This window comes from Bradyrhizobium sp. HKCCYLRH3097 (genome assembly GCF_051167875.1).
Taxonomy (GTDB): domain Bacteria; phylum Pseudomonadota; class Alphaproteobacteria; order Rhizobiales; family Xanthobacteraceae; genus Bradyrhizobium.
In genome coordinates this window covers 212,829-234,580 of record NZ_JBNPTX010000012.1, presented here as the reverse complement: position 1 = coordinate 234,580, position 21,752 = coordinate 212,829, and the positions used below count along the sequence as shown (strand labels likewise).

Genomic DNA, 21,752 nt, shown 5'->3' with positions numbered 1-21,752 from the left:
GACGCGAACGACTGACGCGCTACTTGATCATCCCGGCCTGCATCGCTTTCGTCAGATGAACGCTGCAGGCGCCCATCTTGCCGCTCAGCAGCGCATCCTGGGCCGCCGCGATCTCTCGCTGCGCCGTGTATCTGGCGTCGCCATCAGCCATTGCCTCGATCGCCGTCTCAGTCTTCTCCAGGTTGGCCCCGCTGCAGCCGGCGCCGTGCATCCGCGCCGCCTGAGCCGGACCGAACGTGGTCATCGCCGCGATGACGAGCGCGGCCCCCAACAGTTTGCTGTTCATTGTTTTTCCTCGCTGGTGCGACGGCGCAGGCATCATTGCCGGACGCTGCGACAATTTGTCGCACCACCTGGATATTCTCGCGAAATGAAATCACTGCGAGCCGCGCGTGATCGTGGATATCGGTTCACCGTCGCGACATCAAAGAGTGAATAAATATTCACGCCGATCGACCCATGCACTTCGTCGGGGCTCGCGAGATGCTCAACGCCTAACGGCTTCATAGCCGCAGTGACAGCCAATCGATCGGGCTTTTCAAACGAACGATTGAAAAACAGCATGATTACGGAGGTTTCCGACAGATCCGCCCCTCTGATCCGCTGCCCGATTCTTACTCAAGCGTTACCCAAGCTATGCGCCGGAGGTTTAGCTGCATCGCAACATCAACGCTTCCGCATCGCAACAACCTCTTCTATGTTCATTTCAACGATGAGGTTCCCAACGAAGAACTGAATCGTGAACTAAAGGAGATTTCTCATGTTGCTCTCGCTCATCCGCATGGTTCAGGCGTTCCGTGAGTATCAGCGCAACGTTGCCGAGCTGTCGCAGCTCAGCGATCGCGAACTCGCCGACATCGGTCTCGATCGCTCGGACATCCCGCGCGTTGCCGCCGGTCACTACAACGGCTGATCGGCCTTCTTCCGATATCTACCGGACATCGCCCGCCTCGCTGCGGGCGTTGCCGCATCTAGGCCTGGCGCAGCGAAACACATGCGCCCGCTTTCTCGCGCCGAGCCTCATTGGCGCATTTGCAGCGCTCGGGAAAAGCGCTACCTGTCCCGCGCATGACAGGCTCCAAATCACCTTCGAATACCGTCCACGTTGTCGGTGCCGGCCTCGCCGGCTCTGAAGCCGCTTGGCAGCTCGCCGAGGCTGGAGTCGATGTGGTGCTGCACGAGATGCGGCCGAACCGCATGACCGAGGCGCACCGAACCGCCACCCCGGCCGAACTGGTGTGCTCGAACTCTTTCCGCTCCGACGATGCGGCCAACAACGCCGTCGGCCTGCTGCATGCCGAGATGCGCCGGCTGGGCTCGCTGATCATGCGCGCTGCCGACGCCAATCAGGTTCCGGCCGGTGGCGCATTGGCCGTCGACCGCGACGGCTTCTCGGCGGCCGTCACAGCGGCTCTCGAAGGGCATCCACGTATCGCGCTGCGCCGCGGCGAAGTTACCGGCTTGCCGCCGGCGGAGTGGGATCGCGTCATTGTCGCCACCGGTCCCCTCACCTCGCAGCCGCTCGCCGAGGCCATCCGTGACCTGACCGACGAGACGGCACTTGCTTTCTTCGACGCCATTGCGCCGATCGTGCACAAGGACACGATCGACATGACCAAGGCGTGGTTCCAGTCGCGTTACGACAAGGTCGGTCCGGGCGGCACGGGTGCTGACTACATCAACTGTCCGATGACGAAGGAGCAGTACGACGCCTTCGTCGCGGCGCTGCTCGCCGGCGAGAAGACCGACTTCAAGGAGTGGGAGACCAACACGCCCTATTTCGACGGCTGCCTGCCGGTCGAAGTGATGGCCGAACGCGGCCACGAGACGCTCCGTCACGGCCCGATGAAGCCGGTCGGCCTGACCAATCCGCACAATCCGACGGTCAAGCCCTACGCGATCGTGCAGCTGCGCCAGGACAACAAGCTCGGCACGCTCTACAACATGGTCGGATTCCAGACGAAGCTGAAATACGGCCCGCAGCAGCAGATCTTCCGCACCATTCCCGGGCTGGAGAACGCGGAGTTCGCGCGGCTCGGCGGCCTGCATCGCAACACCTTCCTCAACTCGCCGAAGCTGCTCGATGCGCAGCTCCGCCTGCGCGTCCAGCCACGGCTGCGCTTTGCCGGCCAGATGACGGGATGCGAGGGGTATGTGGAATCAGCGAGCATCGGCCTGATCGCCGGCCTCTACGCCGCCGCCGAGGTGCGTGGCGCCAATCTGCTGCCGCCACCACCAACCACGGCGCTCGGTGCCCTGCTCGGCCATATCACCGGCGGCCACATCGAGACGATCGACGGTGCGACGCGCTCGTTCCAGCCCATGAACATCAATTTCGGTCTGTTCCCGCCGCTGGCGACAACCCCGACCCGCAAGCCGGACGGCACGCGGCTGAAGGGCAACGAGAAGACAGTGGCGAAGAAGCAGGCGATGAGCGCCCGCGCGCTGGCCGACCTCGACCGCTGGATCGCCGAGCACCTGCCCGTCGCGGCCGCTGCGTGAGAGCCCCATGAGTTTGCCGAAGACTGATTTCGCCGTGCTGGCGGCGCGCTGGAGCGAAGGCGTTCTGCTCAAGCGCGACGTGTTCTCGACCGTCGAGCGCGGCCGCTTCAAGAGCGAGGCCGGTGACGTCGACGCCGTGCTGCGCCGGCTCGATGAGGTGCCGTGGTGGTCGTTCGTGCTGGCGCGGCATTTGTTCGCGCGCGAGCGCAAGGCGCTGATGCGCGCCAAGGGGCTCAACGCCGGCCCTGATCTGCTATGGGCTGGGGATCGCGCGCTGGTCCGCGGCTTCATCAATGGCGTGGCGCTGCACCTGGCCAAGCCGCACGGCAACGTCGCCTATTTCCGCTCGGCCAAGCGGATGATGCGCCGGCTGCATCGCGCCGGAATCACGCACAACGATCTCGCCAAGGAGCAGAATTGGCTCGTCGGTCACGACGGCCATTGCTATGTCACCGATTTCCAGTTGGCCGCCTGCTTCGAGAGCCGCAGCCGGCTGTTCCGGATCGCGGCCTATGAGGACCTGCGTCATCTGCTCAAGCATAAGCGGAGTTACGCGCCCGAGGCGCTGACGCCGAAGGAGCGCAAGATCCTGGCACGCAAATCGCTGTTCGCGCGCGTCTGGCTGATGACCGGCAAGAAGGTGTATCGCGCCATCACGCGCGGCATCTTCAATTTCACCGACCGCGAGGGTGGCGGACGACGCCTGGTCAACGATGCGCCGGTGCTGATGGACATGATCCGGAAGAACCCGGCCGTGCGCGACGCGGCGATCGTTGCCTTCGCAGACCGCCGGACCGGCGTCGGGCTCTATGCGTTCGTCGAGGGAGAGCAGCCGACGCTTGAAACTCAGCTGCAAAACGAGCTTGCTTCAGCCAAGGGCCCGAAGCCGCCGGAGCATATCCAGGTCGTGCATGCCCTGCCGCGCGACGCCAGCGGCAGGCCACGCACTGAACTGTTGCAGCTGGTCGCGATGAACCAGATCGACCTGATCGAACCGATGCTCACGAGCGACAGCGATCGCGCTTTCCTCAAGGACATCCTGGACTCGCGCAAGAACCTGCGCGACCGGTTCAATTTCGAGGCGGACCTGAACCTGCCTTCGGCCTGAGCGGACGAGACTTCGCGGACCGACCATTGTATCCTTTGGTTGCAATGTCGTTTGGGAGGATTGGCAATGAACGTCGAAACCCGCGCGGCCACAACGTCTCGGTCGTCGAACATCGAGATCATCCCGACCGGCCGGCAACTCGGTGCCGAGATTCGACATGTCGATCTCAAGCATCTGGACGATGCGGGCTTCAGCTCCCTGCTCCGTGCCTTTCACACGCACTCCGTTTTGCTGGTGCGCGGCCAGGGTCTGACGGACCAGGACTTGATCGCCTTCAGCCGCCGCTTCGGTGATCTCGACTGGGCGCCGGTGCAGGAGAACGGGCGCCGCTTCGTCGACGGTCTACCCGAAATCTATATCGTCTCGAACGTGAAGGTGAATGGCGAGGCGATCGGCAGCCTCGGCGCGGGCGAAGCGGTGTGGCATACGGACATGTCGTATCTCGACACGCCGCCGATCGCGAGCGCGCTCTACGCGCTGGAAATTCCCCCCGTCGGCGGCAACACGTCGTTCTGCAGCATGTATGCCGTGTACGACGCGCTTCCTCCTGAACTGAAGCGCCGCGTCGCAGATCTGAAGATCAAGCACGACGGCACCTACAACAGCGGCGGCTTCGTCCGACAGGGCGTAACGCCGACCGATGATCCGCGCACATCGCCGGGCGCGATCCATCCGCTGGTCTGCACGCATCCCGATTCCGGCCTGCGGATGCTTTATCTCGGCCGCCGGCGCAATGCCTATCTGGTCGGCCTCGAGCTCGCCGAGTCGGAAGCATTGCTCGACGCGTTGTGGGCCTATGTTGCCCGTCCGGAATTCTCCTGGGAGCATGTCTGGAAGGTCGGAGATCTCGTCATCTGGGACAATCGCTGCACCATGCATCGGCGCGATCCGTTCGATGATCATGCGCGGCGAATCATGCATCGGACCCAGATCAAGGGAACAGATCGTCCACACTGATTCGCTTGCGCGCGGGATCAGCACGATCAAGCGCCAGATTGCCTGCGAATGAGTTGCAGGTTGCTGGATATTTCCTCGCGCATCGCCTTGAAGCGTCCAACTTCCGACTCAGAGCGGCAGAGTGTGCCGACAATCGGCAGATCGTGCCGCGATCCTTCCGCGAATTGCCTCCGAGCCGAAACACCCCCGACAAATTACGATGGTTGATTTGCAGGCGCTGGTGAAACTTGGGAGATGACGCAAGTGAGTCTCAGAAGCAACGTTGCTCGAAGCGCCGAAAGCAGCCTCATCCAGGTCATCCCGACGGGAAAGACGCTCGGTGCCGAGGTCTGCAATGTCGATCTCGGATCCTTCGACGATTGGGCGTTCGCCTCGTTCATGCGCGCGCTGCTCAAGCATCAGGTCCTGCTGGTGCGCGGCCAGCGGCTTGGTGAACGTGACATCGCGGCCTTCAGCCGTCGCTTCGGTCACGCGGATCTATTTTACACCTCCCCCGGGGGCTTGCTGGGCGACAGACTGTCATTCTGCAGCCTCTACGCCGCTTATGACGCGCTCTCACCGGCGCTGCGCAGCCGCGTCGCTCATCTGAAGGTTCGTCATCTCGCGACCGACACCGCCGATGATGGCCGTCGCACCGTCATCGCAGGCCCGGTGCATCCGCTGGTCGGCAATCATATCGATACCGGCCGCTCGATGCTCGCGCTGGGGCAGCGTCGCCATTCCTATGTCGTCGGCCTCGAGCAGGACGAATCCGACGCGCTGCTCGACGATCTCTGGCAGCTTGCCGAACGGCCCGAGTTCAGTTGGACCCACACCTGCCGACCGGGTGATCTCGTCGTCTGGGACACCCGCTGCACGATCCACCGGCACGAGCCGCCGGACATGCCGAGACTCCTGCACAGCCCGCCGCTCTGGAGCACGATGCCCTCGGCCTGAGCCCGCGACGGGTCAGCGCGCGCGAAAACTCGTCGTCCCCGCAGCCCGCCACAGCGTCCACAGCGTCGCGAGGCGCGAGCGGGAGCGCGGCTGAAACGGATCGTCGCGGGGTCCGGCCCGCGCGAGGTCGCGCCGGACCAGCGCGAGCGGCAGCAGAACCGGCCGCACGGCCGGTGGCGCCTGACGCGCCAGCTCGAGGGTGTGATCGAGATGCTGCCGGGCCTGCCCGCGCAGGTCCATGATCACCTCCTGGATCGCCGGCGACGCCTTGCCGGAGAACATCTCCTCCTGGCCGACGCCATGCCGCGCGAGAAGATCGAGCGGGACATAGAGCTGCCGGTGGGCCGCATCGCGCGGCAGCGCCGCGATCACCTGGAGCAACCCTTGCGCGATGCCGGCATGGTGCGCGAGATGATCGGCGTCCGCAAACGGCGGCGCAATGATCTGCGCGGCCAGCGCGAACAGCGCGCCACGCGTGTCGCCGAGATAGCCGTCCAGCGCCGCCATCGTCGGCATCGGATCGTTGTAGAGATCGAATTGATGCTCATCGACCAGGCGCGTCAGCCGCTCGACCGGAAGCGCGAAGCGCTGCACGGTGAGCAGCAATTCGGCCGCAACGGGATTTCCCTCCGCGCCGCCATGTTCGTGACCCGTCAGCGTGTCGTGCCACCACTGCAGGCGGACTTCGCCCGGCAGCGGCTGCGACACGAGATCTCGAATGCGGCTGACTTCGACGTTGAATGCGTACAGCGACAATAGCGCACGCCGGGGCTCGGGCGACATGAACAGCGTCGAGGCGTAGCGGTCGAAATCGTGCTCGCGGACAAGGCCTGCACAGAACGCGGCGTCGCTGTTGGCGGTCGTCTCGCTCATGGGACGGCGATGAGCGCTGCCGCAACCCGGCGCCGCTCGCCGATCATGACGTTGTAGGTGCGAATCGCGGGGCCGGTCTGCATCGCATCGAGCACGACGTTCACGCCACGCAGGGCCGCGCGCAGCGGTGCCGGCGCGATCCAGACTTCGTTTCCGGTGCCGATGATGAGCGTGTCGATCCCGTTCGCCGCATCAAGAACGTGCTGCAACGAATAGCGGTCGATCTGGCTGGGCTGGATGACGTCCCAGGCCCAGATCGAGTCGGGCAGGCACAGCAGCGAGCCGCGATGCGACATGCCGGCAAAGGCGAAGCCGCCTTTGCCATAACCGTCGATCGGCGCGGACCGCGGGAAATGCGGGGCGTCAGTTGCCATGCGAGACCAACATCTCAACCCCGATCCGGGTCCAACGGCTGATCAGGGCTTCTTTTTCGGCTCGTCGATCTGATCACCCCGAACGGTTCCGACGCCGAGATAGATCAGGATCGGCGCGGCGATGAAGATCGAGGTGTAGGTGCCGACCAGCACCACGCCGAACATCATCACCGCGGTGAAGCTGTGGATCGCCGGGCCGCCGAACAAGAGCAATGCCAGCAGCGCCAGGGTCACCGTGACGTGCGTGATGATCGAGCGCGACAAGGTCGAGTTGATCGATTCGTTGAGCAGCTGCGGCATCGGCATCTTCTTGTAGCGCCGCAGCATCTCGCGGATACGGTCGTAGATGACGACGGTGTCGTTGAGCGAATAGCCGAGAATGGTCAGCAGCGCCGCGATGCTGGTGAGGTCGAAATCGACCTGGCTGATCGACATGAAGCCGATCGTCAGCACGATGTCGTGGACGTTGGCGATCATGGCACCGAGCGCAAACTGCCATTCGAACCGGAACCAGAGATAGATCAGGATCGAGATGATCGCGAGCATCAGGCCGAGCATGCCGACGGCCAGGAACTCGCCGGAAACGCGCGGCCCCACCACCTCGACCCGGCGATACTCTACGGAATCGCCGATCGCCGCCTTCACCTTGTTCGCGGCCTCCTGCTGCGCGGCGTCGCCGCCCGGCTGTTCGGCAATTCGGATCAGAACCGATGCATCGGCCGCAGTGCCGAACTGCTGCAGCTGCACCTCGCCCAGACCGAGGGTCGCCAGCGTCGCGCGCATCCCCGCAATGTCGGCGGTGCCGGACTTGGCCCGCACCTCGAGCAAGGTGCCGCCGCGGAAATCGATGCCGAGGTTCAAGCCATGGGTGAAGAACAGCACGATCGCGAGGATCGACAGCGCCGCAGAAATCGGAAAGCTGATGCGGCGGAACTGTGTGAAATCGAAATGCGTGTCGTCGGGAACGATGCGCAGCGACGGCAGCAGGCCGAGCGCGCTGACCACCGTCAGCACCGCGATCAGGATGCCAAGCCCGATGAGAACCCAGTGTGTCACAGTAGCTCCTAGATTGGCACGCTTTGCGGCCGCTTCCACCGCACCCACCCCGCGACGATCAGACGGGTGAGCGTGAAGGCGGTGAAGACCGTGGTGAGGATGCCGATGCCCAAGGTCACGGCGAAGCCGCGCACGGGGCCGGTGCCGATATAGAACAGCACGGCGGCGGCGATGAAGGTGGTGATGTTGGAGTCGAGAATGGTCGCCAATGCGCGCTTGAAGCCGGCGTCGATCGCCGAGATCGCATTGCGGCCGCCGCGCAGCTCCTCGCGGATGCGCTCATAGATCAGCACGTTGGAGTCCACGGCGATGCCGACCGTCAGCACGATGCCGGCGATGCCCGGCAAGGTCAGCGTGGCATTGAGCAGCGACAGCACGCCGAAGATCATCGCGACGTTCACCACCACGGCGATGTTGGCGAACACGCCGAACAGCCGGTAGGTCAGCAGCATGAACACGATGACGAGGATCGAGCCGACATAGGAGGCGAGCTCGCCCTTGGCGATCGAGTCCGCGCCGAGGCCCGGACCGACGGTGCGCTCCTCGATGACCGTCAGCGGCGCGGGCAGCGCGCCGGCGCGCAGCAGGATCGCGAGCTCGTTGGCGGACTGCACGGTGAAATTGCCGGAGATCTGGCCCGAGCCGCCAGTGATCGGCTCGCGGATGACCGGCGCCGAGATCACCTTGTTGTCGAGGACGATGGCGAACGGCTGCCCGACATTCTCGGTGGTGGCTTGCGCAAACTTGCGCGAGCCGGCCGAGTTGAAGCGGAAGGTGACGATCGGCTCGTTGGTGCGCTGGTCGAAGCCGGTCTGCGCATCGGAGAGATCACCGCCGGAGACAAGCACCTGCTTCTTCACGACATAGGGCTGGTTGGGTGGCGATGCGCTCTGGAGCACCTCGGAATCCGGCGGCACCCGCCCCTGCACCGCCTGATCCGCCGGCACCGAGGTGTCGACCATCCGGAATTCCATCTTGGCCGTGCGCCCGAGCAGGTTCTTGAGCTGCGTCGGATCCTGCAAGCCCGGCACCTGCACCAGGATGCGATCGTTGCCCTGGCGCTGGATCACGGGCTCGACGGTGCCGAGCTCGTTGACGCGGCGCTCGACGATCTGCATCGACTGCTCGATGGTCTGGCGGATGCGTTCGGTGATGGCCGCCGGCGGGATCGTCAGCCGGACCAGTCCGCCGCCGGCATCGCTGACTTCGAGGCTGCGCTGGCCGCTGGAGCCGAGCAGCCCGCCGAGCGGCTGCGAGAGATCGCGCAGCTTGGAGATCGCGGTTCCCGTGTCGCTTTCCTTGGTGATCCGGACCTCGACCCCATCACCCCGGCTCACCAATCCGGTGTAGCCGATCTTGGCATCGCGCAGCGTGCGGCGAACGTCGTCGCGCACGGCATCGAGCCGCTCCTTCTTGATGTAGTTGGAGTCGACCTCGAGCAGCAGATAGGAGCCGCCCTGCAGGTCGAGGCCGAGCACCAGCCGGCGCTGCGCCCAGGCCGGCCAGGTCTTGACCGTCGCTTCGGAGAAGAAGTTGGGCACCGCGCACAGGCACACGACGAGCGCCGTGAGAATGATGCCCAGCGCCTTCCACCGCGTGAAATACAACATGGAGGTTGTCCGTAAGGGCCGTAGCCGGCCCGGAAAATCAGAACATCACAAAGAGCGAAGACCGGCGTTCGACCGGCCAGGCCGGCGATCAGCTCGCGGCTTTCTCGTCCTTCTTGTCGTCCTTTGCGTCTGCCTTCGCGGGCTCGCCCTTGGTGCGGACGCCCGTGATCATCTGGCGCATCTGGCGCACGCGCACGCCGTCGGCGATCTCGAACTCGACCTGATCGTCGTCGACGACCTTGGTCACCTTGCCGACCAGGCCGCCCTGGGTCACGATGGTGTCGCCGCGGCGGACGTTCTTGACGAGATCGGCGTGCTCTTTGACCTTCTTCTGCTGCGGCCGCAGGATCAGGAAATACATGATCACGAAGATCAGCGCGAACGGCAGCAGCGACATCAGCATGCTGTTGGTGTCGCCAGCGCCGGCGGCCTGGGCATAGGCAGGGGTGATCAGCATGTGGTCGATCCTCGTGGGCAGCGCCCGGTGAGACGGGAATAGCCGGCGAACCACGCTTGTCTCGGCGCGGGCCGGCCTCTTGCGAATTTCGCGCGGAATATAGCGGCAGCAGTCCCAATAGCAAGGCGCCCCGCCCCTTCATTTCGCCCCGCTTGCGGCAGCCGGCGAGGCCCGATATGGCTGCCCCATCAGGAACTTGCAGCATGTCGAAAAAACCAGCCAGAGCCTCGTCCCGCGCCCCCGCCAAAAACGCCCTCAGACCGCTCGCCAAAGGCCCCCGGCCTGCAGCGCAAAAGCCACCAAAGATCGCGGCAAAACGTCCCGCCGGCCCCGCCTCCGATGATACGGCTGACCGGATTGCCCGTGCGCTGGAAGCAATTGCCGCGCATCTGGCGACAACCCATGCGGGTGCCACGCCCGCGCTGGACCTGACCGCGGCCGACGCCTTCGTCTGGCATCCGAACGGCCGGCTCTCGACGGTGCCGCGCGTCAGCCGTGTCGAGATCGACCTGCTCAAGGGCATCGACCGGATGCGCGACATCCTGATCGAGAACACCGAGCGCTTCGCCAACGGCCTGCCGGCCAACAATGCCTTGTTGTGGGGCGCGCGCGGCATGGGCAAATCATCGCTGGTGAAGGCCGCCCATGCCAGCATCAACGTCACGCGCAAGCCGGCCGACCGGCTGAAACTGATCGAGATCCACCGCGAGGACATCGAGAGCCTGCCGGCGCTGATGGACATCCTGCGTGCCGCGCCGTTCCATTTCATCGTGTTCTGCGACGACCTGTCGTTCGACGGCAATGATGCGTCCTACAAATCGCTGAAAGCCGTGCTCGAAGGCGGCATCGAGGGACGCCCGGAGAACGTCATTCTCTACGCCACCTCGAACCGGCGCCATCTGTTGGCCCGCGACATGATCGAGAACGAGCGCTCCACCGCGATCAATCCGGGCGAAGCGGTCGAGGAAAAGGTCTCGCTGTCCGACCGTTTCGGCCTATGGCTCGGCTTCCACCGCTGCAGCCAGGACGAATATCTCGCGATGGTCAAAGGCTATTGCAGCCATTTCGACATTGCAGTCGCCGAGGATCAGTTGGAGCGCGAGGCGCTGGAATGGGCCACGACGCGCGGCTCGCGCTCGGGCCGCGTCGCGTGGCAGTTCACGCAAGATCTGGCGGGCCGCCTCGGCGTGCGGCTGACAACGCAAAAAGCCGCGCAGTAATCTGCGCGGCCCTGTGTCGTCCACGATTGCGTGGGGTCAAACGACCGGACCTCACGCCCCGTTGAGGAATTGCAGCGGGTCAACCGGAGACGATCCCTTGCGGATCTCGAAGTGGAGCTGCGGCGATCCGACTTCTCCCGATTGACCCGACTTGGCAATGACCTGGCCGCGCTTGATCGGATCACCGCGCTTCACCATCAGCTCACTCGCATGGGCATATGCGGTGACATAGCCGTTGGAATGCCGCACCAGGACCAGATTGCCATAACCCTTCAATTCATTGCCGGCGTAAGCGACGACGCCATCTTCGGCCGCCTTCACCGGGGTGCCCTCGGGCACGGCGATGTTGATGCCATCGTTGGACTTGCCGTTGGTCTTGGCGCCGTAGCTGGTGATCACCTTGCCGCGCGCCGGCCAGCGGAAGGTCGGCAGCGAGCTGGTGGTCTCGGCCGGCCGTGCCGGCTCCTCCTCCTTCTCGGGCGCCGGATTGGCCTGGGCCAGGCGGGCGGTCTGGACCGGACCGGCGGCCGTCGCGACCCGCGTTGTCGGCGCTGGCGCCGGCACGGTCGCAACCGCCTGGGGAACGGTTGCGACCGGAGCCACCGGCGCAGCTGCCGCCACGGCCCTGCCAGGGACGGTCAGCCTGGTCCCGAGCTTGAGCGGCGAAGCCTGATCGAGATTGTTGGCGCGGGCGAGCTCAGCCGCCGTCAGATGGTTCTGGCGGGCGATGCTGGCGAGTGTCTCGCCGCGGTTGACGAAATGGACGGTGGACGGTGCGACGGCCGCCACCGGCTTCGGCGCGACCATTGGCGCGGCGGCAACGGGCTGGGCCGCGGGCGCAGCCGCCACCGCGCCAGGATGCGGAATGATCAGCTGCTGGCCTGGCGACAACGCGCGCGGGCCCTTGTAGCCGTTGGCAGCCAGGATCTCAGCCGGCGTCACGCGGTAGCGCTTGGCAAGGATGTCGAGCGTATCGCTGGTGCCGACGATGATCTTGGTGCCACTGGCAGGACGCGCGGCCGCGACCGAACGCGGCGGCACGGTGCCGGTGGTCTCGAGGCGCGGCTGGGCCGGCGGAGCATAGGAATGCGCGGGCTGTGCATAGGCCGGGGGTGCGGCGACGGCGGGCGCCGCGACCGGGACCGCAGCGGGTGGCGCATAGGACGCGACGCCGCGCCCGCCCGACGACATGCCTCCGGCGCCGCCACCGGTCGGATAGGATTGCGGAGCCCCGACCGCCGGGGGCGGCAGCGCCGAGGACGAATAGGCAGGCGCCGGCGCGGGAGCCGGCGTGTAGGACTGGCTGTATTGCTGGTGCTGCCGGGGCGGCTGCGCCTGCACCGACCCGGTGGAATCGGATGCAAAGGGGTTTGAAAACGGATTTTGCGTCTGCGACAGCCGCGTCGACATGTCGGCGCTGCAGCCGGCGACGCCGAACGACATCAGCGCCAACGCCGCAACTTGCGGCAGGCGGCGCGAGCGAAGCAACTCGACAGTGGCGGGCATGGTTACTCACTCGTACGCAACAAACAACGAATTCGAGTAAACACAGCCGCGGTAAATAAGCGCTTAAGCCGCGAATAAAGCGTTGTGCGGCCTGCTGATCCGCACGTTTAAAGTTCGCGCGCAATCCCCGGAATTGCCGGCACAAATCGCACGTCGACGAGCTCCTTTCGGTCGAAACGATCACCCGTCCGCGTGCTCCTGACGAGCGTCTGCACCCCGTGTTGCGGCCCGACCGGCGCGATCAGGATACCGTCCGGCTCCAGCCGGTCGAGCAGGCTCTGGGGAATCTCGTCCATCGCCGCCGTTACGATGATGCGGTCGAATTGGCCGCCCCCCGGCGGCAGCGCGTAGCCATCGCCGAGCATGACCTCGACATTGAAGCAGCCGAGCTTCTCCAACCGCTCCCTGGCCTTGTCGGCCAATGTCCGGAAGCGCTCCACCGTCAGGACGTTGGTGGCCAGCCTGGACAGAATCGCGGCCTGGTATCCTGACCCCGTCCCGATTTCGAGTACACGATGGGACTTCTGCAGCTTGAGCTGCTCGGTCATGTAGGCGACGACGAAGGGCTGGCTGATGGTCTGCCCACAGGCGATCGCCATCGCGCTGTCGCGATAGGCCTCCGGGCGGTCGGCCGGCAGAACGAACTCCTCCCGCGGCACCTCTTCCATCGCGCGCAACACCGCCTGATCGCTGATCCCCCGCCGACGCAGGGTCAGCTGAAACATCATTTTCTCGGGAGGAGCAGCTGGGGGCATCGGGATGTCGGTTGGTGGGCTCGTGCGCAATTTACCTGCCGGGCGAGGGTTGCGCACCGATTTTCCGCACACCCGTCGCAACCGGATGCACCGTCATGGTCCCGACGACGGACCGCGTTCCGCACAAGGAACCAAGTCGGGTCCGGTTCGTTCACCTTATGGGCGATCGTGCCCACGCCGCACGACCGTGAAAGACGACATTGTTGACGTTGCGCCATAAGCCGTTATTTGCGAGCGTCAAATCGGGTATGGGCAAGGACTGACATCATGACTGCACCGCGGCCGCCGCGCGGCTCTGTGTTTTTGGTTGAAGACGAAGTCATGATCCGAATGATGGTCGCCGACATGCTGGAAGAGCTCGGCTACACCGTCGCGGCCGAAGCCGGCGAAATCGGCGAAGCGATGCGGCTGGCCGAGAGCACCTATTTCGACGTCGCCATTCTCGATGTCAACGTCAACGGCAAGGTCATCTCGCCGGTGGCCGATCTCATCAAGGCGCGCAACCGTCCTTTCATCTTCGCAACCGGCTACGGTTCGTCGGGGTTGCCGGAAGAATATCGCGACCGGCCGGCCCTGCAGAAGCCATTCCAGCTCGAGACGCTCGGAAAGGCGATCGACCATGCCCTGCGTGGCGCTGGGCCACAGGGGTAGAAGGCGCTTCAGCAGAGAATGTCGCTGAGCTTGCCGGAGAACGCCTCGTCCGTGCGATCCAGGCGAAGCGGGGTCACTGATACGTAGCGCGCCGCGAGAGCTGCGAGGTCCGTCCCCTCGTCGGGCACATCGAGCGAGGCAGCCCGGTCGAAGCCGATCCAGAAATAGGGGTTGCCGCGGCCGTCGCGCCGCTCATCGACTTTCAAGAAGCCCAGATTGCGCTTGCCCTGGCGGGTGACCACGACGCCCCTGACCTCTTCCGGTGCACAGGCGGGGAAGTTGACGTTGATCACTGTATTCCTCGGCACGCCGGCTTCGAGCACCTTGCGCACGATCTGCGGGCCGAATTTGAGCGCGGTGTCCCAAGACGGCTTGTCACGCGTTGCGACGCTGAATTCCTGCGACAGGGCAAACGACGGCAGACCGAGAATGGTGCCTTCGAGCGCGCCGGCGATGGTGCCCGAATAGACCACGTCCTCGGCAACGTTGCGGCCCTTGTTGACGCCGGACAGCACCACGTCGGGCAGCTTCGCCCCCAGGATATGACGGGATCCCATGATGACGCAGTCGGTCGGCGTGCCGCGCACCGCGAAATGCCGCGGGCCGACCTCACGCAGCCGCAGGGGGTCATTGAGCGAGAGTGAATGGGACACGCCGCTCTGGTCCAGTTCGGGAGCCACGATCCAGACGTCGTCGGACAGGGCGCGTCCGATCTCCTCGATCACCTTGAGACCCGGCGCATGGATTCCGTCGTCATTGGTGCAGAGAATCCGCATGGCCAACCTTCCGTCCCTCCGAAAGCATCGTTCGGGGGTGTCTTATCTGCTGTGCAGCATCGAGGCAAACCTGAGCGCGCTGCGGCACCACCCGGTCAATGCCGGATCCGCCACTGCGGCAGGAACCTGGCGAACTGCCCTCGCGTGCCCAGCCTCAACGGTAGGCTGGATGTGCCGGATCCGCCGGGTGCCTGCTGGACAGGAGGCGCCGGCACCGCTGAAGGCTCCGTCCGCGGCACTGCCGCAAACCGGACCCGCGCGACACTCAACGCCTTCTCGAAGTCGACGGGGTTGAACCAAGCCTGATCGCGCAGCGAGTCGTGCAGGCCCTCGTCCCAGACCCTTGAGGATTCGATATCGAATGCTCCCTTCAGGCGCTGATCGACCGCCTGGATGCCGGAGCCGGTGACGGCCCATTGCCGCCCGATCCAGAAAATATCCCGATGCAGAGCCATGATGCCGGTATCTGAAAAGCAATTGCTGAACAGAACCGAGGATACGACCCGCCGGCGCGTACGCAATGGCGGCGACCTGAGCGGATGCAATTTGCCGCGACGCTATGGCTCCGCGGCCACCACCTTGAGGCCGCCCATATAAGGCTGCAGCACGTCGGGAATCGCGATCGAGCCGTCGGCCTGCTGATAGGTCTCCATGACCGCGATCAGCGCACGGCCGACAGCCGTGCCCGAACCGTTCAATGTGTGCACGAAGCGCGGCTTGCCATCGCTTCCGCGATAGCGTGCATCCATGCGGCGCGCCTGGAAGTCGCCGCACACCGAACAGCTGGAGATCTCGCGGAAGGCGCCGCCATCGCCCTGCCCGGGCATCCAGACCTCGATGTCGTAGGTCTTCTGCGAGGAGAAGCCCATGTCGCCGGTGCACAGCGTGATGACTCGATAGTGCAGATCGAGCCGGCGCAGCACTTCCTCGGCGCAGGCCAGCATGCGCTCATGCTCGTCCTTGCTGGTCTCCGGCGTCGTGATCGAGACCAGCTCGACCTTGGTGAACTGATGCTGACGGATCATGCCGCGGGTGTCGCGGCCGGCGGCGCCCGCCTCGGCGCGAAAGCACGGCGTCAGCGCCGTGAGCCGCATCGGCAACTCCTTCTCATCGACGATGGACTCGCGCACCAGGTTGGTCAGGGCCACCTCGGCAGTTGGGATGAGACCCAGCCGCTCGGTCTTGAGGCGATCATCCGGCTCTGCAATCAGCTCGCCCTTCACGGCCCAGAACTGGTCGTCCTCGAATTTCGGCAATTGGCCGGTACCGAACATGACGTCGTTGCGTACCAGCAGCGGCGGATTGATCTCGGTGTAGCCGTGCTCATTGGTATGAAGATCGAGCATGAACTGCCCGAGCGCGCGCTCGAGCCGCGCCAGGCCCCTCTTCAGCACGACGAAGCGCGCGCCCGACAGCTTCGCAGCCGATTCGAAGTCCATGGTGCCAAGAGCCGCACCGAGATCATCATGCGGCTTCGGCGCGAAGGCGTAGTTGCGCCGGGCGCCGAACATGTGGCGCTCGACATTGTCGTGCTCGTCCTTGCCGTCCGGCACCTCGTCGAGCGGCAAATTGGGAATCGCCGAGAGCTCGCGCGCCAGCTCCTCATCCGCCTGCTTCGCGGCTGCCTCCAGCTCCGGCATGGTGGTCTTGAGCTTGGCGACCTCCTCCATCAGCGCCGATGCGCGCGCGTCATCCTTGGCCTTCTTGGCCTCGCCGATTTCCTTGGAGGCGGCGTTGCGCCGGGCCTGGGCCTGCTCGGAGGCCAGGATCGCCGCGCGCCGCCGCTCGTCGATGGCGAGCAGATGCGACGACAGCGGTGCCAGACCCCGGCGCGTCAGCGCCACATCGAAACCTTGCGGATTGTCACGGATCGATCTGATGTCGTGCATGGTCGTTCGGTCCTGGGAACGAAGAGTATCGGCGAGTCGCCTGGGCTCGCGGGCCGGCCTGCACTACCGCGAATGGCGCCGGATGGGAACAGGCAACGCCCTGGGATGTCCCCGAGCGCAACCGTTCTATTCGGAAGGGTCGGCCGGGAGATTCCCCGAGCCGGACGACGAGCCGGACTTGGCCGCAGCCGCCTGCTTCTCGACGATGCCGACCGCGATGATCGCGCCCTCGTAGAGCGCCAGCAGCGGCAGCGCCAGCGAGGCCTGGCTGAGCACGTCCGGCGGCGTAAGCACGGCCGCGATGATGAAGGCGATCACGATGAAATAGCGCCGCTTCTCCTTCAGCATCTGCGAGGTGACGATGCCGATGCGGCCGAGCAGGGTCAGGATGACCGGGAGCTGGAACGCGATGCCGAAGGCGAAGATCAGCGACATCATCAGCGACAGATATTCACCGACCTTGGGCATCAGCGCGATTTGCGCCGTCTCGGGGCCGCCGAGCTGCTGCATGCCCAGTGAGAAGCGCACGATCATCGGCCACACCGCAAAATAGACCAGCATGGCGCCGAGGACGAAGAAGACGGGGGTCGCTATCAAGTAGGGTAGGAAAGCATTGCGTTCGTGGCGATACAGCCCCGGCGCCACGAACTTGTAGATCTGCGTCGCGATGATCGGGAACGAGATGAAACCAGCGCCGAACATCGCGAGCTTCAACTGCGTGATGAAATATTCGAGCAGCTGGGTGTAGATGAACTTGCTGTTCTCGGCACCTGCGACCCAGACGAACGGCAGCACCAGGATGTTGTAGATCTGCTTGGCGAAAAAGAAGCAGAAGATGAAGGCCACGCCGAAGCCGATCAGCGCCTTGATCAGCCGCGACCGCAGCTCGATCAAGTGGTCCATCAACGGGGCCTTGCTGGCCTCGATATCTTCGACGGTCATGACGCTTTGGCGTCCTTCGGGCGGTCAGCTTCTGCTGACGCAGACATTTCAGGCTGTGGCTCGGGTTTGATTTCACGGACGATCGCCAGCGGCTCGCCCACGGATTGATGGACTTCAGCCTCTGCGAAGGTCTCGGCCACTGGAGGTTCGGGGGTGGTCGGGGTCATCACAGGAGGCTCGAGCGAAGCAGCAGCCACATCCGATGCGGGCGCCGGCTCGGCGGGCTTGTCGATCCCCTCGATATCGAGAGCCTTGTCGACGTCGCGCTGCAACGAGGAGATCACGCCGGTCGGGGTGAAACCGCTGGCCGCCTCGCGGACCTCATCGAAGCTCTTCTTGAGGTCGGCCATCTCCGCTTCGCGCATCGCCTCCTGGAACTGGCCCTGGAACTCCGAGGCCATCCGGCGCGCCTTGCCGATCCATTGCCCGACCATGCGCAGGACGCCCGGAAGCTCCTTGGGACCGATCGCGATCAACGCGACGACCCCAATGACGAGCAGCTCACTCCAGCCGATATCGAACATGAAACAATCCGCCTACGCGACGACGCCTCTGATCCCGCCTATCCGGGCCTGTCTGAACAGGTCCCGGTGCCGTCCCTGCGGGAGCGCGCCGCCGGCGCCTTTCACGCGCAGATCAAACGGCTTTGCTGCCGACATCCGTGCGGGTGGCCGAAGGCGTGGCGCCGTGATCGATCGACTTGACGGGCTCGGTCTTCTCCGGCGCCTTGTCGTCGTCCTGCATGCCCTTCTTGAACGCCTTGATGCCCTGCGCGACGTCGCCCATCAGATCGGAAATCTTGCCGCGCCCGAACAACAGCAGGACGACCGCGATCACGACGATCCAGTGCCAAATGCTAAGCGAACCCATCCTGCAACCCTCCAAACACCGGCGCAGCCTTCACCCGACTGCCCGTCGACGCTACCGCCGAAACCGCGTCATATCCATGGACTTGACCGCGACACTTCGCTTCTAGCATTCGATTGCGAAACATCAACACGAACGCGGCGCATCAGCCGAAAACCGCCCGCGGACAGCCCGATCTGGCCGGAAGGTAGGCGCCAACGCCCCCAAAAACAAGCACTTAAGGTCCGACAATTCGCGGCCGGACCTACGTAATAACGCGAGTGTTAACAGCCCCGGCCGCTAGCTTTGGTGCGGCGAGCCGTCGTCGTCGGTATCGCGGTCGTGCGCGTCATCGGCCGCGTCGATCTCGTCATCCGCCGCGTCAACCTCGGCCTCTGCCTCTGCCTCGTCGTCTGCCTGAGCGTCAGCGTCGGCAGACAGCTCGACGAGCTCGATAACGGCCTCGTCGTCCGGCCCGACCTCGATCTGCTCGACGGCCAAGTCCACCTCGGTGATCTCGGTTTCCGCATCGGCGCCCGGCAGTTCCAGATCGCCAACGGCGACCTGCGACGAGGTGTCGTCCCGAACGGCGGCCTCAGCGGTCGCCATCTGGCCTTCGGCGACCTCGGCCGCAGCCGTGTCGGCTGCGACCGTTTCCATCTCGGCGGTTTCGTCTTCCGCGGTTTCGGCCTCGCCAGGCTCGGCCTCCACCGCCGGCGCAAGCGCCAGGTCGAGATCGCCCGGATCCAGCGGCTCCTCGTCCTCCCGCAGCGTCGGATCGTCCGATGGCGTCGGGACGGTGAAGCCGGTCGGCAGCCGGGAATCCAGCAGGCCGGTCCCCTTCAGCTCTTCCAGGCCAGGCAGATCGCCCAGGGTCTCCAGGCTGAACTGAGCCAGGAACGCATCGGTGGTTCCGAAGGTCAACGGACGGCCCGGCGTCTTGCGGCGCCCCCGCGGCTTGATCCAGCCGGTCTCCAGCAGAACGTCCAGCGTTCCCTTGGAGGTGACGACGCCGCGGATCTCTTCGATCTCGGCACGCGTCACCGGCTGGTGATAGGCAACGATGGCCAGAACTTCGATCGCCGCGCGCGACAGCTTGCGCGTCTCGGTGCTCTCGCGCGTCATCAGCCAGGCGAGGTCGCCGGCGGTACGGAAGGTCCACTTGTTGGCGACGCGCACGAGATTGACGCCGCGATTGGCGTACTCCGCCTGCAGCTGCGCCAGTGCGGCCTTGATGTCGACACCTTCAGGCATACGCTTGGCGAGCGCAGCCTGCTCGAGCGGCTCGGCCGAGGCAAACAGGAGAGCCTCGAGGATGCGCAACTCTTCGGGGCGCGCTACAGGCTCGATCGCGATCTCGTCGGGCTCTTCCATGCGCAGTTCCGCCAAGCTTGCCATGGCAGGGTCTCCTTGTTCGTTACTCAACCGTCAAGTCCGGCGCAGCCATGGCGCCGGGCTGGATCGGTGGACGCTTACGAAAGTACAGCGGCGCGAACGCCTGCTTCTGGTTCAGCTCGAGCTTGCCTTCGCGAACCAGCTCGAGGACGGCCGCAAAGCTCGATGCGAAGACGGTGGCCTTCTGTGCAGGCTCGACGACGTAGTCCAGCAGGTAGTCGTCGAGACATCCCCAATCGTCCGAGACCTCGGTCATACCGACCAGACGCTCGAGCGTGGCGCGGGCCTCAGCAAGCGACCAGACCGTGCGCTTGGCCATATGAACGGACGTGACGACGCGCGACTGCCGCTGGATGGCATAGGCCGACAGCAGGTCGAACAGGGTCGCGGTGAACTTGGGACGACGAACCTCCGCTATGGCCTCCGGGTTGCCGCGCGGGAACACGTCACGCTGGAACTGGGGCCGGTTCATCAGGCGATTGGCGGCTTCGCGGATCGCCTCCAGCCGGCGCAGCCGGTTGGCAAGTGCCGTGGCCATCTCCTCGGCGCTCGGACCTTCCTGCGCTGGCGGCTCGGGCAACAGGAGACGCGACTTCAGAAAAGCGAGCCAGGCCGCCATCACGAGATAGTCGGCGGCGAGCTCCAGCCGGATCTTGCGGGCAGCCTCGATGAACTGGAGATATTGGTCGGCGAGCGCCAGGATGGAGATCTTGGCAAGGTCGACCTTCTGCTGCCGCGCCAGCGCGAGCAGCAGGTCGAGCGGACCCTCGTAGCCCTCGACGTCGACGACCAACGCCGGTTCGGCCTCGGCCAGCTCCGTCGTGGGACGGCCGGTTTCAAACGACAGAATTTCAGCGGTCATGCGCTAGCGGATCCCAGCCGGTTGATCAAGGCGTCGAGCTCGCCGCGCGCGGCGTCACGATCGAAGCCTGTGGGTGCCTTGCGCGCCGCAAGCGCGCGATCGGCGCGGATCAGAGCCTGCCCTTCAAGCTCAGGTGTCTCGGCGGCCACGGCCTGCATCTCGTCGAGCTTGCCGTTGCAATGCAGAACCATGTCGCAGCCAGCCGCCACGATCGCACGCGTGCGCTCGGCGATCGATCCGGCCAACGCGTTCATGGAAACGTCATCACTCATCAACAAACCCTGGAACCCGATCCGTTTGCGAATCACCCGTTCGATCATTGTCGCAGAAGTCGTGGCCGGATGGGCGGCGTCGATCGCGCTAAACACAACATGTGCAGTCATCGCCATCGGGAGGTCGGCCAGCAGCCTGAACGCGGCGAAATCGGTTGCGTCGAGCTCCGCTTCTGGCGCATCCACGGTCGGCAACCGGAAATGGGTGTCGGCGGTGGCCCGGCCATGCCCTGGAATGTGCTTCAGCACCGGCAGCACGCCGCCCTGCTCCAGCCCCTCCGTCACCGCCCGGGCGATCGCCGCCACCTTTTCTGGCGTCGTGCCATAGGCTCGATCCCCGATCACGGCATCGGCGCCGGCGACAGGGACGTCGGCGAGCGGCAGGCAATCCACGGTGATGCCGAGCGCGACCAGGTCGTCGGCGATCAGGCGAGCGCTGAGCCAGGCGGCACGGCGACCTGCGGCCGAATCAAGATCGTAGAGACGGTCGAACACCACGCCGGCGGGATAGGCCGGCCAATGCGGCGGCCCCAGCCGCTGCACCCGGCCCCCCTCTTGGTCGATCAGGACCGGAGCGTCGGCGCGGCCGACGCAGGCCCTTAATTCCTCAACCAGTGCAGTCACTTGAGCGGGTGACTGGACGTTGCGCTTGAACAGGATGAAGCCCCAGGGCCTGGACTCGCCGATGAACGCGCGCTCGGCGTCGGTGAGATCAGGCCCGGAGATGCCGGTAATGAAAGCCCGCATGGTCATGCGGGCCGCATA

Annotated in this window: 24 protein-coding genes; 7 read left to right on the top strand and 17 right to left on the bottom strand. The window is 65.0% G+C overall.

Features of this window, described 5'->3' with window-relative positions; genetic code table 11:
* Nucleotides 1-19 precede the first annotated feature (19 nt).
* Nucleotides 20-286, bottom strand: a complete 267-nt coding sequence (locus tag ACQR0U_RS26225; protein WP_315751019.1) for a hypothetical protein — start codon at nt 284-286, stop codon at nt 20-22.
* 474 nt (nt 287-760) lie between these two features.
* On the opposite strand from ACQR0U_RS26225, the gene ACQR0U_RS26220 reads away from it, so the two are divergent.
* The 5 genes from ACQR0U_RS26220 to ACQR0U_RS26200 all read left to right on the top strand — a co-directional run bounded on the left by ACQR0U_RS26220 (nt 761) and on the right by ACQR0U_RS26200 (nt 5,503).
* On the top strand, nt 761-913 hold the full coding sequence (locus tag ACQR0U_RS26220; RefSeq protein WP_006614327.1) for a DUF1127 domain-containing protein: 153 nt from the start codon (nt 761-763) through the stop codon (nt 911-913).
* A 155-nt stretch (nt 914-1,068) separates the two neighbouring features.
* The gene (trmFO, locus tag ACQR0U_RS26215; protein ID WP_434843726.1) at nt 1,069-2,502 is read left to right on the top strand and encodes a methylenetetrahydrofolate--tRNA-(uracil(54)-C(5))-methyltransferase (FADH(2)-oxidizing) TrmFO; all 1,434 of its coding nucleotides are present in this window, start codon (nt 1,069-1,071) and stop codon (nt 2,500-2,502) included.
* A 7-nt stretch (nt 2,503-2,509) separates the two neighbouring features.
* Entirely contained in the window at nt 2,510-3,610 is a 1,101-nt protein-coding gene (locus tag ACQR0U_RS26210; protein ID WP_316165330.1) for a serine/threonine protein kinase, read from the top strand.
* Nucleotides 3,611-3,676: 66 nt separating this feature from the next.
* Nucleotides 3,677-4,567 carry a TauD/TfdA dioxygenase family protein gene (locus tag ACQR0U_RS26205; RefSeq protein WP_315751018.1) on the top strand — a complete coding sequence of 297 codons (891 nt, stop codon included), beginning with the start codon at nt 3,677-3,679 and terminating at the stop codon, nt 4,565-4,567.
* 243 nt (nt 4,568-4,810) lie between these two features.
* On the top strand, nt 4,811-5,503 hold the full coding sequence (locus tag ACQR0U_RS26200) for a TauD/TfdA dioxygenase family protein (RefSeq protein WP_315711730.1): 693 nt from the start codon (nt 4,811-4,813) through the stop codon (nt 5,501-5,503).
* A gap of 12 nt (nt 5,504-5,515) precedes the next feature.
* On the opposite strand, the gene ACQR0U_RS26195 is transcribed toward ACQR0U_RS26200, so the two are convergent.
* From ACQR0U_RS26195 to yajC, 5 genes are all read right to left on the bottom strand, one after another.
* Nucleotides 5,516-6,376 carry a phytoene/squalene synthase family protein gene (locus tag ACQR0U_RS26195; protein WP_316225519.1) on the bottom strand — a complete coding sequence of 287 codons (861 nt, stop codon included), beginning with the start codon at nt 6,374-6,376 and terminating at the stop codon, nt 5,516-5,518.
* Nucleotides 6,373-6,750, bottom strand: a complete 378-nt coding sequence (locus tag ACQR0U_RS26190; protein WP_434843727.1) for an Mth938-like domain-containing protein — start codon at nt 6,748-6,750, stop codon at nt 6,373-6,375. The genes ACQR0U_RS26195 and ACQR0U_RS26190 overlap by 4 nt, the downstream gene beginning before the upstream one ends.
* A gap of 42 nt (nt 6,751-6,792) precedes the next feature.
* On the bottom strand, nt 6,793-7,806 hold the full coding sequence (gene secF / locus ACQR0U_RS26185) for a protein translocase subunit SecF (RefSeq protein WP_316170173.1): 1,014 nt from the start codon (nt 7,804-7,806) through the stop codon (nt 6,793-6,795).
* 8 nt (nt 7,807-7,814) lie between these two features.
* On the bottom strand, nt 7,815-9,416 hold the full coding sequence (gene secD, locus ACQR0U_RS26180; RefSeq protein ID WP_315711724.1) for a protein translocase subunit SecD: 1,602 nt from the start codon (nt 9,414-9,416) through the stop codon (nt 7,815-7,817).
* 88 nt (nt 9,417-9,504) lie between these two features.
* Nucleotides 9,505-9,873: a preprotein translocase subunit YajC gene (yajC, locus tag ACQR0U_RS26175; RefSeq protein ID WP_006614336.1), complete on the bottom strand. Its 369-nt coding sequence runs from the start codon at nt 9,871-9,873 to the stop codon at nt 9,505-9,507.
* Nucleotides 9,874-10,076: 203 nt separating this feature from the next.
* Here yajC and ACQR0U_RS26170 point away from each other — a divergent pair, with 203 nt between their 5' ends.
* The gene (locus ACQR0U_RS26170) at nt 10,077-11,093 is read left to right on the top strand and encodes an ATP-binding protein (RefSeq protein ID WP_316175351.1); all 1,017 of its coding nucleotides are present in this window, start codon (nt 10,077-10,079) and stop codon (nt 11,091-11,093) included.
* Between the two features lie 51 nt (nt 11,094-11,144).
* Here the strand turns inward: ACQR0U_RS26170 and ACQR0U_RS26165 are convergent, their stop codons facing one another.
* Both ACQR0U_RS26165 and ACQR0U_RS26160 read right to left on the bottom strand, forming a co-directional pair.
* Nucleotides 11,145-12,599: a LysM peptidoglycan-binding domain-containing M23 family metallopeptidase gene (locus tag ACQR0U_RS26165; protein ID WP_315711721.1), complete on the bottom strand. Its 1,455-nt coding sequence runs from the start codon at nt 12,597-12,599 to the stop codon at nt 11,145-11,147.
* A 107-nt stretch (nt 12,600-12,706) separates the two neighbouring features.
* On the bottom strand, nt 12,707-13,354 hold the full coding sequence (locus ACQR0U_RS26160; protein ID WP_315712607.1) for a protein-L-isoaspartate(D-aspartate) O-methyltransferase: 648 nt from the start codon (nt 13,352-13,354) through the stop codon (nt 12,707-12,709).
* 267 nt (nt 13,355-13,621) lie between these two features.
* On the opposite strand from ACQR0U_RS26160, the gene ACQR0U_RS26155 reads away from it, so the two are divergent.
* Nucleotides 13,622-14,005 (top strand): response regulator, encoded by a 384-nt coding sequence (locus ACQR0U_RS26155; RefSeq protein WP_315711720.1) that lies wholly within the window; start codon nt 13,622-13,624, stop codon nt 14,003-14,005.
* 8 nt (nt 14,006-14,013) lie between these two features.
* On the opposite strand, the gene surE is transcribed toward ACQR0U_RS26155, so the two are convergent.
* From surE to nagZ, 9 genes are all read right to left on the bottom strand, one after another.
* Nucleotides 14,014-14,781, bottom strand: a complete 768-nt coding sequence (surE, locus tag ACQR0U_RS26150) for a 5'/3'-nucleotidase SurE (RefSeq protein ID WP_434843728.1) — start codon at nt 14,779-14,781, stop codon at nt 14,014-14,016.
* Nucleotides 14,782-14,876: 95 nt separating this feature from the next.
* Nucleotides 14,877-15,236, bottom strand: a complete 360-nt coding sequence (locus ACQR0U_RS26145; protein ID WP_315751010.1) for a hypothetical protein — start codon at nt 15,234-15,236, stop codon at nt 14,877-14,879.
* A gap of 102 nt (nt 15,237-15,338) precedes the next feature.
* Nucleotides 15,339-16,670: a serine--tRNA ligase gene (gene serS / locus ACQR0U_RS26140; protein WP_315751008.1), complete on the bottom strand. Its 1,332-nt coding sequence runs from the start codon at nt 16,668-16,670 to the stop codon at nt 15,339-15,341.
* 126 nt (nt 16,671-16,796) lie between these two features.
* Nucleotides 16,797-17,612, bottom strand: coding sequence for a twin-arginine translocase subunit TatC (tatC, locus tag ACQR0U_RS26135; RefSeq protein WP_315827526.1), 816 nt, complete (start codon nt 17,610-17,612; stop codon nt 16,797-16,799).
* On the bottom strand, nt 17,609-18,136 hold the full coding sequence (tatB, locus tag ACQR0U_RS26130; protein WP_315827525.1) for a Sec-independent protein translocase protein TatB: 528 nt from the start codon (nt 18,134-18,136) through the stop codon (nt 17,609-17,611). The genes tatC and tatB overlap by 4 nt, the downstream gene beginning before the upstream one ends.
* Nucleotides 18,137-18,248: 112 nt before the next feature.
* Nucleotides 18,249-18,482: a twin-arginine translocase TatA/TatE family subunit gene (locus tag ACQR0U_RS26125; protein ID WP_006614346.1), complete on the bottom strand. Its 234-nt coding sequence runs from the start codon at nt 18,480-18,482 to the stop codon at nt 18,249-18,251.
* Nucleotides 18,483-18,758: 276 nt separating this feature from the next.
* The gene (gene scpB, locus ACQR0U_RS26120) at nt 18,759-19,856 is read right to left on the bottom strand and encodes an SMC-Scp complex subunit ScpB (protein WP_434843729.1); all 1,098 of its coding nucleotides are present in this window, start codon (nt 19,854-19,856) and stop codon (nt 18,759-18,761) included.
* Nucleotides 19,857-19,875: 19 nt separating this feature from the next.
* On the bottom strand, nt 19,876-20,715 hold the full coding sequence (locus ACQR0U_RS26115; protein WP_315711705.1) for a segregation and condensation protein A: 840 nt from the start codon (nt 20,713-20,715) through the stop codon (nt 19,876-19,878).
* Entirely contained in the window at nt 20,712-21,740 is a 1,029-nt protein-coding gene (gene nagZ, locus ACQR0U_RS26110) for a beta-N-acetylhexosaminidase (RefSeq protein WP_434843730.1), read from the bottom strand. The genes ACQR0U_RS26115 and nagZ overlap by 4 nt, the downstream gene beginning before the upstream one ends.
* Between the last annotated feature and the right edge of the window lie 12 nt (nt 21,741-21,752).